The organism is Comamonas sp. Tr-654, assembly GCF_011752915.1.
Taxonomy (GTDB): Bacteria; Pseudomonadota; Gammaproteobacteria; order Burkholderiales; family Burkholderiaceae_C; genus Comamonas.
In genome coordinates this window covers 127,102-142,717 of the sequence record NZ_VWWQ01000008.1, presented here as the reverse complement: position 1 = coordinate 142,717, position 15,616 = coordinate 127,102, and the positions used below count along the sequence as shown (strand labels likewise).

Sequence of the window (15,616 nt, the reverse complement as noted above, 5' to 3'; positions counted from 1 at the left end):
CTGGGGCCTGCCATCCTGGCGGGCTCCAGGCCTTACGCCGTGCAACCCTTGCACTCGATCCGGCTTGCTGCATGTGTAAACGGTTGCCGTCGCCTTATCTTTCTCTGTCCAACAGTCCTCGATCTTCAGCGCACGCAGGAGCTACTCGTTGGGAGGCTGCTTGGCAGGCTCCGTGGGAAACAGCTCCTCTCTTCCGCCTTCGATCGGATTCGGGCCATTGGGATCGGAGGGGTCCATCGGATCCGCAGGATATTGTGGCTGCTGCGGTGGATGGGGGTTGGCTGGCTGCTCAGGCGCAGCAGGCGGAGTGCTGGCAGCTGCATTCCCAGCTATATCCTTCGGGCCCGCTGACGCACCTCTGTGCTGTTCGGCAATGATGGTCGGCTCAGATGCCTGGTTCTCTGAGGGCTTGTCGTTTGTGCAATGTTCCGTGGTGCTGGCTGCGGAATGCTGATTGCCGTTCATAACAAACTCCTTGAAAGAGCCGCATCAACAGAGGCGGCTGGTGTGAAGCGCTCACGACAATGAGCGCTGCAGTGCCGGGCTGATTCAGATCCACGGCACGCCGTAGTAGTCATGGACACGCCTTCCGTACTCATCGGTGTATTCGGGCACGGTGTCCACGGGATACCGAGGTCCTTCACGCAGCTGGTCCTTGGACAGGGAAACAACGTAGCCCTCCTGATTCACGTCGTATTTCAGAGTGCTCCATGGCAATGGATGGCGATCGGTGCCCATCCCCAGGAAGCCGCCGAATGCCATGACAGCGTAGCGAACCTGGCCGGATATCTTGTCGATCATCAGGGACTCGATCGAGCCCAGCTTTTCGCCAGCCGGGTTATATACCTTGGTGCCGTCCACCTTGGACGATGAAATGAGAGCGGATGTGGTGATCATGTGAACTCCTTGTTTGAACTGACCACTGGGAAGCCCGGTGGCTGGTGAGAATTTCGACGGCTTAACGCCGGCTGAGCACCAATCCAATCAGTGCGCCAACCGCCAATGCCCCGCCCACTGCACGCCAGGGTGAGTCGTGTACATAAGCATCCGCAGCCTGCGCCGCGGCCTTGGACTCGCAAACTGCGTTGGACGAGGCGGTTCTCACTTTCTCCAGCGTTGATGCCGCCTTGCTGAACAGCAGTGACGCTGCCGGGTCCGCATCGCGCCCCTTGGACGTGAGGACTTCTTTCAAGTCATCCAGCAGCTGACTCAGGTCGTTGGTGAGGTCAGCGGTATTCGCTTTTCGAAATCTCATGTGAGCTCCTTTCGTGAACATGTGAGGTTCAGAGTAAGCACATGAGCTTGGAGCTGCTGTAGGCCGAGCCCGGGCCTGGCCATTTGAAATGTGACCTGAGGCAACGACGTCTTCATCACTCAAACTGAGGATCGAAAGCCCTCCTCGTGGACAGACCGGCCCCGCATATGCCCGGTCGGTGCGAGGTATGCGGTATTTGTCCGGGCAAGTGACTTTGAACCTATCGATCCTGAATCCGTGCATCGACCCCTAGCATCTGGACACGTCATTCACAGGTTCGAACATGTCTTGCCGCATGGACTACACGGCGGTCTTGACCACTGCACCAGACTGAGATTTCGAAAGGAGGCGCTTATGAAACCGAAAGACCAATTGACGGTGGCAAGCCCTGACGAAGCCAAGGTGAATCTCAGGAAAAAGGGCGACGCGGGGGCGCATGGCAACGAGTCCCAGCTGCCACACGAGCGGGATCAGTCATTGCATGCAACCGGCGGCAATGTTCACCCGGAGATGGAGCAAGCCCACAACGACCTCAAAAGAGGTCTCGTCGATACAGATGCCAGGGCCGGCGATGGACGCCCCTTGGGTAGCCGAAGAAAGACCTAATCCGGCTCAAGTCTTGTATGACCGTAACTACACAGGAGATTCGATGCCATACCTTGATATTTCCCAATCCAGTTCCAGGCCGCTAAAACTGCACTATCAAGACTTTGGGAATGGTCCGCCCGTTGTGCTCATTCATGGGTGGCCGCTGAGCGGACGCACCTGGGAGCCTCAGATTGCTGATCTGGTTGACGCCGGATTCAGGGTGATTGCCTATGACCGGCGAGGCTTTGGTGCCTCTTCCCAACCTTGGGGTGGCTACGACTACGACTCGCTGGCCAGAGACCTCAATGAGTTGATCACGGAGCTCGAACTGGAGAAGGTCTGCTTGGTGGGCTTCTCCATGGGCGGCGGCGAAGTGGCTCGCTACATCGGTACCTACGGCACAGCCTTTATCCGATGTGCGGTGTTCGCGGCAGCTGTCCCACCATTCCTGCTCAAGTGCGAGACGAACCCGCAGGGAGCGGTCACCGAAGCGGACGTTGCGAAGAAGGAACAGGCCGTGCTCCAGGACCGCCTGAGCTTTCTTGATGAGTTCACACAGAAATTCTTCTCGAATGCGCAAGGCAGCTTGCTGGTCAGCGAGGCTCAGCGCGAGTATGCAAAGACGATTGCGGCGTTTGCCTCAGCGAAGGCAACCCATGCCTGCATCGGTTCCTTCTCAAGAACCGACTTTCGGGACGATCTGCAGAAAATTGATGTGCCTACGCTCATCATTCATGGCGACAGCGACCGCATTGTTCCTCTGGAAGTCAGCGGGGCGAGAACCCACGAGGCAGTGAAAGGCAGTCAACTCCATGTCATCAAGAACGGGCCGCACGGTTGCAATCTCTCGCATGCCCGGGAGTTCAACCGGGCGCTGATCGATTTCATCAAGGCTCACTGAGTCTCTCTTCGCTGCTTTAAAGGAGCCTGCCTTGATTTCCCTTGCTAACTGACGCCTGTGCTACAGCTTGCGATTCATGCTTTGCATGCCGGCCTCAAGAAAGCGATGAGCAGATGATGACCTGCTGCCTCATGCCGGATGTTGACTGTGCAGCAGCCTGTGAGGCCATGATCCATCGATCCAGAGCCGGAGCAAGGCTTCGCAGACTGTGCTCTGTCTGATGAGGTGCCGATCTGCGCCGCCGCCGCTATGACTTGGATTTGGGCTTGGCTCTGCCCGAGCCAGACTTTTTCCCGCCCCCGGACTCTTTGTTCACCGTGGCCCACGCGATCTCTTGGGCTCTTTTTTCGCTCACTCCCCGCTCCTCATAGCTCTCTTCGATATGTGCAGCCTGGCGCTTCTGCTTGTCTGTGTACTTGGACTTGTCCCCTCTTGGCATCTGCGGCCTCCTTCAGGGCTGGGGCGCAGGTTCTGGCGGTAGCTGCACCGGAGGAACATCTCGAGGAGGATCGATCGGCTTGGGCTTGGCGGGAGGAATGCCTGGAGGCCGATTCGGATCCTCAAGCGGGGGGAGATTGGGGGCATCGGGGCCGGTCGCATTCAGAATTTTCATGACCTTTCTCCTTGGACTTCATCCCACCTTACTGTCGCTGCTGAAGCAAGTAAATGGCAGAGCCTGGTCGGTACCGATCATCGTTACAAAAGACAGGCTTGGTCTCCGACTTCCTACAAAGTGGTTTTTGATGAAGCGTCATGCTTTAAGCACAGCAAGCAACCGCTTGTTGTTCACCTCAACTGAAGGACTAGAGTTATGCAACAGCAAAACAACCAGCAGAACAATGTGAATCAACAAGGTCAAAACGCGGCGGATCAGCAAAAAAAGCAGCAACAGCAGCAAGCCCCAAAGCAGCAACAGCCTGGGCAGCAGCAGGGTCAGCAGAAGCAGCAACAGGCAAAATAGAACATGACAACGCGACCAGTGGGCGCGAAGATGCTTGCCACCCTTTGACAAACAAGCAGTATCGAAGCCTCTATTGGCCGCTACAGATGGGGCAACCTATCAAGAGTCCGAATTTCAATCAGCAGCAGTGCAAATGCAATAAGCGGCAACTAGGCGAGGAAACAAAGCCATCGCCAAGTATTCAAATGCATTGACTGTCCACGCTGAAGGACTGCTTGATACGACCCTGAAATTTGCCCGCTTCGGCGGGCATTTTTATGGGTTCATCCAACGCCTACCGACACCAACTGGTCTTGTGGCGCAGCTGGCAGCACACCCAGAATCTGAGGCGCATCTTCTTCGATCGATTGAATAACGACGCTTCCATCCATATGCAGATGGACTCGTACCGAAAAATTCGCGTCAATATCGGTAAACGCGACATCGGAGTCCAGGCCCTGCCAACCATCTTCGATACAGAGCTTTCTGCTCATCAAAGCCTGTACAAGCACTTCAGGAGCACCGCCATCGAGATGAGTTTGCGCCCACAAACTCATGATCAGATCATGCGCCTCCTGCTGACAATGGCATGGCTTCGCCGCTTCAATCTTGCTCAGCCAGTCATGCAGCTTTAAATCAAATGGCGCAGGCGTTCCTAGAATTGGCATGTTCCTCCCGTTTGTAAGAATGAGCCTTCAACTTACGCGAAGTCATCCCTACCTCTAAACGGTTTTACCCAAAGTAACAAGATTCACACAGCTCCGACCTTGCGTGTTCGTGTTTCTCAAATGCTGTTCTTCAGCGCCACCCAGATCGATCTCCATCAAGGCGATCGCCAGATACTCCTCATTCGGTTGAAGGCAGGATGAGCCAAAGAACCGGTACTCCAGGCCTCATTCCGAAGAAAGCAAGCTCCTGAAGCTGATGGGCAGTGCGTCAAGTAATACACGACCTCGACCCGTACTGACTTCCTCATATTTCACTGGTCCTCATATGCATATCCGGATGTATCGATATACATGCAGATCCGAGGCATGTGGGGCAAAAAAAGGCGGAGCATGAAGCTCCGCCTTTACGTCTTCAGACCTGCCGAGCTCATTGACCGAAACGTCTCTTGGCATCCGCTATACAGGCATCCTTGACATCACCGGACAGCGGATCGCAGCGCTCTTTGGCAGCCTTGTAGTCCGCCTCCCTGGTTCTCTCGCTGGCGTCCTTTCTTGCATTGGCAATATCACCTGGCTTTGCAGACGGATCATTTCTAACTTCGGAGACTTTCGCTGACTCCAGTGCCTTTACATGCGCGGCCTTTGCATCCTTTTGACACACATCTTTCGAATTGCCAGAGAAGTCGTCGCACTTCTCCTTGGCCACTCCGTAATCAGCATCAGCCTTCGCTCTAGCGACTGCATACTGGTTTTTTTCGTTGGGCTCGGCCTTGTATTTCAGCTCCGCTGACGACACTTTCTCAGCGCCCTTCGCCTGCTCTTCACAGACGTCCTTGGCATTGCCCTTCAGGGTTTTGCATTGCTCTTTGGCGGCCTTGTACTCCGCGCTGATACGTTGCTTCTCTGCTGTGTGTTCTGCGGGTGTCAAAGCGAAAGCCGATGTGGCTAAAGCAGTTGCGGCGTAAACGATGGCCAGCTTGGGGTTGAACTTCATGACACTTTCCTTATCAGGTTGTTATCACGATGCCTTTAGACATACGCAATGGATCGTTAACCCGCCCAACGGCAGCGCTGCCTGAGCGTGCACCACTGTTGTGCAGGGCGAACTTTGACTCTAGAACCCATGAGCCTGCCGCAGCGTCAGGCATACCTAAAAATGAGGGTGGGTCTGAGCCTACGCAGGCCATCCACAGCCGCTCATCGGTACAGGGCCCGGAACCTGCGGCAGCCGGGAGTGCATGAGGCTCCCAGGCCCTGCCTGACAAGGAGCGACTCCAAAAATCGGACTGCGCTTCAGCGAGGCTTATGCGAAGTTGTCTCACAGACATGCATGGCGATGCCATCTAAGTTTGGACATACGCGGCTGGCCTGACTCCCGCAAGAGCTGCCAGCCTTGTGTTCACCCCATAACTCAGAGACCCACGTATGTCCCAAACTGCACAAAGGAAAAACGCTCACGCGCCACTGAAGATTGATACCCAGGCACTGGAAAGAGCCAAGCGCAGCCTGGATGACGGAGCTGTCGTGGAAGAAAAAAGCCCCTGGCGCGAGGACATCATCCAGCTGCTGAATGACTCCCTGGCCACCGAACTGGTCTGCATTCTGCGATACAAACGCCACCACTTCACGGCTACCGGCCTGTCCTCTCCAGCCATAGCCGGTGAATTTCTCGTACATGCCAACGAGGAGCAATCCCATGCCGATCGAATAGCAGCGCGCATTGTCCAACTGGGTGGTGAACCTGACTTCAATCCGGCCACGCTTGTTGACCGCAGTCACGCTGACTACGACGAACAGCTGGACCTGCATTCCATGATTCGGGCCAACCTCGTTGCCGAACGAGTGGCGATCGAGGCCTACACACAGATGATTGCCCTGATCGGAGATAAAGACCACACTACTCGCCGACTGATCGAACAGATCCTTGAACAGGAGCAGGAGCACGCTGACGAGCTGTCCGACTGGATGCATAAATAGCAGCAGAGCAGGGCATCGGAGCCGATGCATCGACTCCAGCATCCGTTGACAAGCCGGTTACCGCCGACACCCGAATGCAGGCGCAGGATCGCGCAGCCGCCACACTGCCGTTCCGAACTTGATTTCCGATGCACTGCCAAAGCAGATGAGGGCGCCTTCTCCACCTCAGCAAGGGTGGCCCATCTGCAGTCACTGCAGCGCCCGATTCAACTCCAGCAGCAAGTTCGCGGAGCCGGAGGCTACCGAAAACGACGAGCTGTAGACATCCCCGGCCTGCGGCATGGCCTGACCATCCAAGGACAGGCGTGCCTGCAGACTCAGCGTCGGGAAAGTCGATAGAGGCACTGCGGGATCAAGCAGGTTTTTCCGGACCCAGCGTGAACTGTGCCGGCAAGGAAGCTGCGCCGCACCATCAGCGAAGTGGATTACCGTACGCTCTACACCAGCTTTGCTGCCAATGCAGCCACCGGCCGCCCTGCACGCCCGGTGTTTGACGCCTATGGCCGCACCGTACAGCGCGATGCCGTATGGCAGATCAACGGCGGACGCATGTTGCTGGTCGACACGCAGCTCGAAGGCCTGCTGCAGACTGGTGAGGTGCAACACCAGTTGCTGGCCGGCATGGACTGGCAGCGCAACACCAGCAACCAGTCCAACTGGCGCGGATTCGGCCCATTGGGATCGGAGGGGCCCATCGGATCCGCAGGATATTGCGGCTGCTGCGATGGATGGGGATTGGCTGGCTGCTGTATTCCCAGCTATATCCTTCGTGCCTACTGACGCACCTCGGTGCTGTTCGGCAACGATGGTCGGCTCAGATGCCTGGTTCTCTGAGGGCTTGTCGTTTGTGCAATGTTCCGTGGTGCTGGCTGCGGAATGCTGATTGCCGTTCATAACAAACTCCTTGAAGGAGCCGCATCGACAGAGGCGGCTGGTGTGAAGCACTCACGACAATGAGCGCTGCAGTGCCGGGCTGATTCAGATGTAGAGGCTCCGCTGGCTTGGGAATTCTCTACTTCCGGAAGGTTCAGGTTTTCAAGGGCACTTCAAAATACCCACACCAGCAAACCATTGCTTCGCATTTGACGCAAAAATCACATTGAGCTCTTTCACTTCTTTGATCATAGAAAACCATGCGTGTACTTGTTGTAGAAGACGATCCAGCCCTGCGTCTGGGCATCAGCCGCATGCTTCAGGCCGAGGGTTGGCAGGTAGATGTCGTCACGGATGGCGAATACGCTCTTTCCGCATCGGCAACGCAGGACTATGACGCGGCTGTGCTCGATCTGGGTCTGCCTCGGCGCAACGGTCTGGAAGTGCTCTCGCGCTGGCGCAACCAGGGCAAGGATCTGGCCGTACTCATTCTCACCGCCAACGACGGGCTGACCAGCCGGGTTCAAGGCTTGAACAACGGCGCGGACGACTATCTGGCCAAACCTTTCGAGCCCGAAGAACTGGTGGCGCGCCTGCGCGCCGTCACCCGCAGACGCAGCGGCAATACCAGCAACCTGCTAAGCCTGGGACGCTTGCGCTTCAACACCGACACCAAGGAGCTTCACTTTGATGAGGAACGCTTGGCGCTGAGTCCGCGCGAGGCTGCGCTCCTGGAGCTTTTGATGTCCTCACATGGCAGCGCCGTGCCCAAGGCCCGCATCATTTCGGCCATGTCGAGCTGGGAAAGCAACTTCAGCGCCAACTCGGTAGAGATCTACGTCCTCAAGCTACGCCGCAAGCTGGCACCCGCTGGAGTCAACATCGTCACCCTGCGCGGCGTAGGCTACGCGCTGGAGCTACTGTGAGCACGTCGCCTCCAAGCCGCGCCAACCTCAACCCTCTAGGCTGGATCAACCCAAGCCTGCTCAAGCAGTTGATGCTGCCCGTGGTCTCACTATGGGTGGCCTGTGCTTTGCTGGCAACCAGTGCGGCCTATCTGCTGGCAGGGCGAAGCACCAATACCTCATTTGACCGTTTGCTGGCCGATGATGCCAAGGCCCTGTCTGCCCAGTTACGCTGGAATGATGGTGTGGCCAGCTTTGCCGCAAGCAAGGAAACTGCAGATTCGCTGGTGTTCGATTCACTATCTCTGAGCCACTACTCGGTACACACGGCCAACGGACGCACGCTCATGGGCGACATGCATCTGGAGATTCCCGAGGTCGAGGCCCGAACCGACCAGCAGGCCATCTTCTTCGACCACACGGGCAGCCGCAGCCATAACGCTCTGCGCGTGGTGGCCCAGCGCTTACAGCCTTCCCCCAGCGATGAAGCTGTATGGGTGGTGGTGGCGGAGTCCAAGGAAAAGCGCAGACAGGTCAAGGACGAGATCGCCACAGCGATCTTCCTGCCCGCGCTGATCGTCGGCTTCTTCATCATTCCGCTGTTCTACTACAGCATTCGCAGGGCACTCTCGCCCACACGCCAGCTCAGTGCCCTGGTCGTCGCTCACGGCGACGACAACCTGTCTCCCCTCCCTGTCGAGCAGGTCCCGCAGGAGCTGCGAGAGCTGGTCGCGCACACCAATTCGCTGCTGCAGCGACTGCAGGCGTCGGTCAACGAGCAGCGCCGCTTCATCGCCGATGCTGCACACCAGCTGCAAACCCCCATGGCCGGAATTCGGCTGCTGGTCGGTGACATGCGACGCATTCAGAAGTCCGACCCCACACAGCCCATGGATGCCGAGGTCCTGGCCCAACTCGATGAAGTCGCGACGCGCGGCGCACGCATGGTAAAGCAATTGCTGGCCTTTGCCCGCGTAGCAGAAGACTCTGCGGCCAAGCCGGAGCAGTTCGACGCAGTGGATGCCATACTGGAGCCCGCCGCTCGTTGGCGCGGCCTTGCCCTGGCCGCAGGCAAGAGCTTGGAGCTGGAAAACCATGTAGACCCCATGCAACAGTTCATGTGCCATGGTTCACCGGTGCTGCTGGGCGAAGTGATTTCCAACCTGCTGGACAACGCCATCCGCTATGGCGGCCCGCAGATCAAACTACAGTTGCACCACCACGACAGCACGCTGATAGTCCAGGTGCAAGACGATGGCCCGCCACTGGATGACCATGCGCGCGGGCACCTGCTATTGCCTTTCTGGCGCGGCGATCACGGCCAACCCGAGGGCTCGGGCCTTGGTCTGTCCATTGCCCAGCGCATCGTGGAACGTCACGGCGGGCGCTTTGCCGTGATCGACAAACCTGGGCTCGGCGCCTGCTTTGAAATAACGCTTCCCTGTGAGGTACGGCCACTACTCGCATTAGAGGAGCTCAATGCGCAAGACGACTGAGGACTTCAAGCTGATGTAAAGCTTGCGGGGCTTAACTTCGGCTGCACTGTTGCTGACTGCGCCCATGAGATGCCGTCAGCAGCCACCAAGCAGCTCGATTCAAAGGATGGCCCCTCATGACCGCCCCAAACGCACCTCGCTCTTCTTCCCCAAAGCGCACCACCGTCATCGCAATGGCTGCTCTGCTCTGTCTGGCAGCTGTCGGCGGCATCATTTATGCGGGCTCTCACAACGCTCAGGCAGAGGAAGCACCCGCAGACGCCATTGCCGGCAAAGTAGATAAAGGCATCGTGCGGGTCCAGCCCGATCAGGTTGCCAGCTTTGACATCGGAAAGCCCGAAAAGCATGAGTTCAGCAATGTGCGCCATTCCATCGGTGTCATTGACTTCAACCAGGATCGCACCGCCAAGGTGTTCTCGTCTTATCAGGGACGGGTTTCGCAGGTACTGGTCAAGGCAGGAGACGATGTCAGGGCAGGTCAGGTGCTCTACACCGTGGCGGTGCCAGACATGGCTCAGGCCGCATCCGCACTGGTCAGCGCCAGTGCCACGCTGCGCAACGCCAACGAAACCCTCAAACGTGCAGAGACGCTGGCCAAGGACAACAGCATTCCCCAGAAGGAGTTTCTGCAGGCCCAGGCCGATCAGCAAAGTGCCAAGGCCGCCTATGACGCAGCTCACCAGAATTTGCGCCTTTTTGACCTCAGCGACGCAGACATCGGCCGCATGGAGCGTGATCGCAAGATCGGTTTGGAATTCGCCGTCAAAAGCCCAATAGCCGGCCGTGTGACGCAGCGCAGTGCACAGCCCGGCCAGCTGGTGCAACCGGGCAGCGACCCGGCTCCAATCGTGGTTTCGGACATGCGCTCACTGTGGATGGTGGCCAATGTGCCCGAATCCGAGTTCAGCCAGTACCGCCTGGGCCAGCCCGTGCAGGTCCATGTCTCGGCTTGGCCAGGCAAGAGCTTTGACGCCAGGGTCTCCTATGTTGGCGACAGTGTGGACGCCGACAGCCGCCGTTTTGTGGTGCGTGCCGAAGTCGCCGACCCCGAGCATGTACTGCGCCCGCAGATGACGGCCGACTTCAATATCACGGTAGCCGCCGCAGAAGACAGCCTGGCCGTGCCAGCCCAGGCAGTGGTACGAGAAGGCAACGGCCATGACGTGGTGTGGCTGGCCATGGGCAAGGATGCCAAGGGGCCGCTATTTACCAAGACCGCCGTGGTGCGTGGCAAGACTTCAGATGGCTGGGTCCAGATTGAGCAAGGTCTCAAAAGCGATCAACTGATCGCCCGCAAAAACGCGCTGTTCCTGAGCAGCCTTTACGAGACCGACGCGCAGTAAGACTGCCGCCTACATCAGGAGTACTGCCGTGTTCAGACCTTTGCTGGCCTTTGTCCTTTCTCGCCGCCCCATTGTGCTGCTGGCCCTGCTAGCGTTCATGGGAGCGGGTCTGCTGGCCTTCTCCAAACTCAATGTGGAGGCCTATCCCAACCCCGCGCCCGTGATTCTGGAAATCACGGCCCAGGCCCCGGGGCTGTCCGCCGAGGAAATGGAGCGCTACTACACCCGCCCCATGGAAATCGGGCTCGCCACCACGCCCAATGTGGACAACATCCGCTCCACATCGTTTTACGGCCTGTCCTTCGTACGTATCACCTTCAAGTACGGCACGGATTACTATTTTGCGCTGTCGCAGGTGGCCAACAATCTACAGGCCAATGTGAACCTGCCTGGCGGCGTGCAGCCGCAGATTCAAGCCTCCAGCCTGGTAGGGGAAATTCTGCGCTATCAGGTCAAGGGGCCTTCGAGCTACAGCCTGACCGATCTGCGTACCCTGCAAAACTGGGTGATCGAAAAACGGCTGCTGACCGTGCCGGGTGTGGTGCAGGTCGTGACCTGGGGCGGCACGACCAAGGAATACCATGTCGATGCCGATCCCAAGCGGCTTGAGGCCCACGGGATCACGCTCAAGAACTTGCTGGACTCCATAGGCAATGCCAACCTCAATGTTGGCGGACGCGCCATCAGCGTGGGCGATCAGTCGGTGAACATCCGCGGCCTGGGTTTGGTCAACAACCTAGACGATATTGCCAATATCGTCGTGGGCCAGAAAAACGGCATGCCCGTGCAGGTCAAGGATGTAGCGAGCATTCAGGAGGGAACCATCCCGCGCCTGGGCGAAGCAGGTCGTGACAACCAAAACGACGTGGTGACCGGCGTGGTCATCATGAACCGCACTTTGCACACCAGCGATGTCATCGACAAGGTCAAGGCCGCAGTACAGAAGATCAACTCCGATGGCACCTTGCCCGCGGGCGTCAAGCTCGAGCCCTATTACGACCGTGCAGTGCTGGTGGGCGTGACCACGCATACTGTGCTTCACAACCTGATCTTCGGCTGCCTGCTGGTATTTTTCATTCAGTGGGTGTTTCTGGGCGATCTGCGCAGCGCCGTCATCGTCAGCGTCAACATCCCGTTTGCACTGTTCTTCAGCATCATGATGCTGGTGCTGACAGGAGAGTCCGCCAATCTGCTGTCACTGGGTGCTGTGGACTTCGGCATCATCGTGGACGCTGCCGTGATCCTGGTGGAGAACGTCTTCCGCAATTTCCAGCGGCCGGCTCCGATCAGAGCCTCTTTGCTCAGAGCCATGTCGAAAGGGCCGGACGGTGCACGCACCCAACCCGGCGATGGCTGGACCTCGCGGCTGCGCATGATCTATCTGAGCGCTACCCAGGTTGACAGCTCGGTGCTGTTTTCGACCTGCATCACCATCGCTGCCTTCACCCCCTTGTTTGCGATGCAGGGCGTGGAAGGCCAGATCTTCGGCCCCATGGCCCGTACCTATGGCTATGCACTGGCCGGTGCGCTGATTGCCACTTTCACCATCACCCCGGTGCTGGCCAGCTATCTGCTGCCTGCCAAGATCGAGGAAAAGGAAACCTTCGTTGTCCACGCCATTCACCGCATCTACGAGCCGGCTCTGAGCTGGGTGCTCAAGAATGCACGCCTGGTGGTGATGCTAGGCGTCGCTGCGCTGGCCGGCGGCGCGCTCATGGCCATGCAACTGGGCAGCGAATTCTTGCCCGCACTGGAAGAAGGCAATCTGTGGATTCGTGCGTCCATGCCGCCCACCATTTCGCTGGAATCAGGCCGCACACGCACCGACCGCATGCGCCAGATCATCAACGAGTATCCCGAGGTCATCACCGTGGTGTCCCAGCATGGCCGGCCTGACGACGGCTCGGACGCTTCGGGCTTCAATAATGTGGAGCTGTTTGCACCGCTTCAGCCATTTGAGAAATGGCGCCCCGGCATGACCAAGACCCGTCTGGTCAACGAGCTTCAAAGCCGGTTTGCGACGGAGTTCCCTGGCGTGAGCTTCAACTTCTCGCAATACATCCAGGACAATGTGCAAGAAGGCCTGTCTGGCGTGAAGGGGGCCAACTCCGTCAAAATCATCGGCCCCGACCTGCCCACGCTGGAAAAGATTGCCGACCATGTCTACGAAGTCATGGGCCATATCGACGGCGTAGCTGACCTGGGCGTGTTTCATGTGCTGGGACAGCCGAACATGAACATTCAGATTGACCGCCAGAAAGCGGCGCGCTATGGCCTCAACACCGGCGATGTGGCCAACACCATCCAGACAGCTCTGGCGGGCACCCAGGCCACCACGGTACTGGAAGGCGAAAAGCAGTTCGGCCTGACGGTGCGCTTTGCCGAAACCAGCCGTGCTTCGCCCGAGAACGTGCGCAATCTGCGCGTGGGCTTCACCACTGCCTCGGGCGGCACCTCCTATGTACCGCTGTCTGACATCGCCACGATCACGCTGGACACGGGTGCCACCTATATCTACCGCGAAAGCAACGAGCGCTATATACCCATCAAATTCTCTGCGCGCGGACGCGATCTGGGCAGCACGGTCAGCGAAGTCCAGCGCCGCATTTCCCAGGAGGTGCATCTGCCCCAGGGCTACCGCATCATCTATGCCGGTGAGTTTGAAGCCCTGCAACAGGCCAAGGCTCGCATGATGATTGCCATCCCCGTTGCCTTCTGCCTGGTGTTTGCGCTGCTGTATGCCTTGTTCAACAACTTCACCTACTGCCTGCTGACGCTGGCCTCGGTGCCATTCACGGTGATCGGCGGCATTCTGGCCCTGTATGTCTCGGGTCAGGTGCTCAGCGTCTCGGCCATCATCGGCTTCATCTCATTGTTGGGCGTATCCGTGATGGACGGGATTCTGATTCTCAGCGTCTACAAGGACCTGCGTGCCATGGGCCATGAGCCCACACGTGCAGTGGGTGAGGCCTACCGCAGCCGCATGCGCCCGCTGCTGATGACGGCTCTGTCGGCCTGCATTGGTCTATTGCCTGCAGCCATCTCCCACAGCATCGGCAGCGAGGTCCAGCGTCCCCTGGCCACTGTGGTGGTGGGCGGCATGCTGATAGGGCCGGTATTCCTGCTGCTGGTCGTCCCGGCGCTGCGCCTGGTGGTGCTGCGTCGCATGAAACCCAATACACGCCGCGAAGGTCTGGGAGGCAAACGTGCATAAAACAAATACATGCCCAAAATTGCGTGCAATCACCCTGGCAAGCAGCTTGACAGCCTTGCTGGCGGGCTGCGCCGTGGGTCCTGACTATGTACGCCCAGAGGTACAGAAGCCGCAGACCTTGACCCGAGCCTCTGTGGCGACAGCGCTGCCTGTGAGCACCGCCAGCGACATCGGCAACCGGTGGTGGCAGGCTTTTGGCAACGCGGAGCTGAACTCCATGGTGCAAGAGGCCTTGAGCAAAAGCCCCTCCATCGAAGCAGCCCAGGCCACTTTGCGCGCCGCACACCAGAACGTGGTGGCTCAGCGCGGCTACTTTCTGCCCTCAGTTCAACTGGGCTACAGCCCCTCACGTCAAAACACGGGGCAATCTGTCTCGCCGCCCTTGAACAATGGCGAATCGCTGTACACCTATCACACGGCCCAGCTCAGCGTCTCCTACGCCCCTGACCTATTCGGCGGTAACCGCCGTCAGGTCGAAGGCCTGCAGGCGGCCGAAGAAAACCAGCGACTGCAGTTGCAGGCAGCCAGGCTGAGTCTGGCCGCCAATCTGGTCGCGGCAGTGATACAGACCTCCATGCTGCAGGAGCAGGCCGACCTGTTGCAACAAGCCACTAACGCCGCCCAGCAGCAGTTGCAGCATATGCGCAAGCAACAGGCCAACGGCTATGCAAGCGGCATGGATGTCGCCACCCAGCAAACCCTGCTGCTGCAGCTGCAGCAGCAGTTGGTGCCGCTGCAAAAGTCGCTCGAACAAACCCGTAACCTCGTGGCCACGCTCATGGCACACACGCCTGATCAGGCTCCAGCCCTGCTGCCTTTATCCAGCTTTCGGATGCCCTTGCTGCCTCAGGTCGTGCCATCACAGCTGGTAGACCAGCGCCCCGATATCCGCGCGGCAGAGACCCAAGTGCAACAAGCCAGCGCAGCAGTGGGTGTAGCCACTGCTGCGCGACTGCCGCAACTGAGCATCTCGGCAGCCTATGGCGGCGGCGCCACCACGTTTGCGCGCATGTTCTCCGCTGGCAATGTGACCTGGGCTTTGGGGGCCAACCTGCTGGCGCCTCTGTTCAATGGCGGCACATTGCGGGCTCATCAAAAAGCAGCGGAGGCCGAACTGCAGGCTTCAGCTGCCAGCTACCAGAGCACGGTACTTTCGGCATTTCAGGACGTAGCCAATGCGCTGTATGCCGTGGATGCAGACTCTCGCGCCCTACAGATGAGCCAAGATAGCGAAAGTGCCAGCCAGACGACCTGGAAGCTCAGTGACTCACAGCTCAAGGCCGGCTATGCCAGCATGCCCACGGCCCTGGCAGCCAAACAGTCTTGGCTGCAGGCACAAGCTGCCCGCGTGGCAGCGCAAGGCAGCCTCTATGGTGATGTGGTGGCCCTCTATCAGTCACTCGGCGGAGGTGTGCTTGGCTCGGATAAAAGCGTAGACTGAGGTTGATACAACGTC

General features: G+C 58.5%; 15 protein-coding genes and 1 pseudogene. 10 read left to right on the top strand and 6 right to left on the bottom strand.

What is annotated here, in order from left to right:
- Positions 1 to 549 precede the first annotated feature (549 nt).
- Together F3J24_RS21925 and F3J24_RS21920 are read right to left on the bottom strand one after the other, a co-directional pair.
- A complete protein-coding gene (locus tag F3J24_RS21925) occupies positions 550 to 897 on the bottom strand; it encodes a PRC-barrel domain-containing protein (protein ID WP_167010663.1) in 348 nt (115 codons plus the stop codon).
- A 61-nt stretch (positions 898 to 958) separates the two neighbouring features.
- Positions 959 to 1,255, bottom strand: a complete 297-nt coding sequence (locus tag F3J24_RS21920; protein WP_240154434.1) for a YqjD family protein — start codon at positions 1,253 to 1,255, stop codon at positions 959 to 961.
- Positions 1,256 to 1,609: 354 nt separating this feature from the next.
- Here F3J24_RS21920 and F3J24_RS21915 point away from each other — a divergent pair, with 354 nt between their 5' ends.
- Positions 1,610 to 1,861 (top strand): hypothetical protein, encoded by a 252-nt coding sequence (locus F3J24_RS21915; protein ID WP_167010659.1) that lies wholly within the window; start codon positions 1,610 to 1,612, stop codon positions 1,859 to 1,861.
- A gap of 43 nt (positions 1,862 to 1,904) precedes the next feature.
- Positions 1,905 to 2,744 (top strand): alpha/beta fold hydrolase, encoded by an 840-nt coding sequence (locus F3J24_RS21910; protein ID WP_167010657.1) that lies wholly within the window; start codon positions 1,905 to 1,907, stop codon positions 2,742 to 2,744.
- Positions 2,745 to 3,195: 451 nt separating this feature from the next.
- On the opposite strand, the gene F3J24_RS21900 is transcribed toward F3J24_RS21910, so the two are convergent.
- The gene (locus F3J24_RS21900; RefSeq protein ID WP_167010653.1) at positions 3,196 to 3,357 is read right to left on the bottom strand and encodes a hypothetical protein; all 162 of its coding nucleotides are present in this window, start codon (positions 3,355 to 3,357) and stop codon (positions 3,196 to 3,198) included.
- Between the two features lie 198 nt (positions 3,358 to 3,555).
- On the opposite strand from F3J24_RS21900, the gene F3J24_RS21895 reads away from it, so the two are divergent.
- Positions 3,556 to 3,705: a hypothetical protein gene (locus F3J24_RS21895; protein ID WP_003056894.1), complete on the top strand. Its 150-nt coding sequence runs from the start codon at positions 3,556 to 3,558 to the stop codon at positions 3,703 to 3,705.
- Between the two features lie 263 nt (positions 3,706 to 3,968).
- On the opposite strand, the gene F3J24_RS24855 is transcribed toward F3J24_RS21895, so the two are convergent.
- The gene (locus F3J24_RS24855; protein WP_205244908.1) at positions 3,969 to 4,352 is read right to left on the bottom strand and encodes a hypothetical protein; all 384 of its coding nucleotides are present in this window, start codon (positions 4,350 to 4,352) and stop codon (positions 3,969 to 3,971) included.
- A 427-nt stretch (positions 4,353 to 4,779) separates the two neighbouring features.
- Positions 4,780 to 5,346 (bottom strand): hypothetical protein, encoded by a 567-nt coding sequence (locus F3J24_RS21885; RefSeq protein WP_167010649.1) that lies wholly within the window; start codon positions 5,344 to 5,346, stop codon positions 4,780 to 4,782.
- Positions 5,347 to 5,777: 431 nt separating this feature from the next.
- On the opposite strand from F3J24_RS21885, the gene F3J24_RS21880 reads away from it, so the two are divergent.
- Positions 5,778 to 6,329 (top strand): bacterioferritin, encoded by a 552-nt coding sequence (locus tag F3J24_RS21880; RefSeq protein ID WP_043007571.1) that lies wholly within the window; start codon positions 5,778 to 5,780, stop codon positions 6,327 to 6,329.
- 189 nt (positions 6,330 to 6,518) lie between these two features.
- On the opposite strand, the gene F3J24_RS21875 is transcribed toward F3J24_RS21880, so the two are convergent.
- Positions 6,519 to 6,674 (bottom strand): hypothetical protein, encoded by a 156-nt coding sequence (locus F3J24_RS21875; RefSeq protein ID WP_240154433.1) that lies wholly within the window; start codon positions 6,672 to 6,674, stop codon positions 6,519 to 6,521.
- A gap of 48 nt (positions 6,675 to 6,722) precedes the next feature.
- Between F3J24_RS21875 and F3J24_RS21870 the strand changes: the two are divergent.
- The 6 genes and pseudogenes from F3J24_RS21870 to F3J24_RS21845 all read left to right on the top strand — a co-directional run.
- A pseudogene (locus tag F3J24_RS21870) lies at positions 6,723 to 7,001 on the top strand (TonB-dependent siderophore receptor); the annotation flags it as partial.
- 461 nt (positions 7,002 to 7,462) lie between these two features.
- Positions 7,463 to 8,128, top strand: coding sequence for a response regulator transcription factor (locus F3J24_RS21865; RefSeq protein ID WP_167010647.1), 666 nt, complete (start codon positions 7,463 to 7,465; stop codon positions 8,126 to 8,128).
- Positions 8,125 to 9,603 (top strand): sensor histidine kinase, encoded by a 1,479-nt coding sequence (locus F3J24_RS21860; RefSeq protein ID WP_167010644.1) that lies wholly within the window; start codon positions 8,125 to 8,127, stop codon positions 9,601 to 9,603. Before F3J24_RS21865 ends, F3J24_RS21860 begins: the two co-directional genes overlap by 4 nt.
- A 116-nt stretch (positions 9,604 to 9,719) precedes the next feature.
- Positions 9,720 to 10,946: an efflux RND transporter periplasmic adaptor subunit gene (locus F3J24_RS21855; RefSeq protein ID WP_167010642.1), complete on the top strand. Its 1,227-nt coding sequence runs from the start codon at positions 9,720 to 9,722 to the stop codon at positions 10,944 to 10,946.
- A 28-nt stretch (positions 10,947 to 10,974) separates the two neighbouring features.
- A complete protein-coding gene (locus F3J24_RS21850) occupies positions 10,975 to 14,160 on the top strand; it encodes a CusA/CzcA family heavy metal efflux RND transporter (protein WP_167010640.1) in 3,186 nt (1,061 codons plus the stop codon).
- A gap of 19 nt (positions 14,161 to 14,179) precedes the next feature.
- Positions 14,180 to 15,601: an efflux transporter outer membrane subunit gene (locus tag F3J24_RS21845; protein ID WP_167010638.1), complete on the top strand. Its 1,422-nt coding sequence runs from the start codon at positions 14,180 to 14,182 to the stop codon at positions 15,599 to 15,601.
- The last annotated feature ends 15 nt before the right edge of the window (positions 15,602 to 15,616 follow it).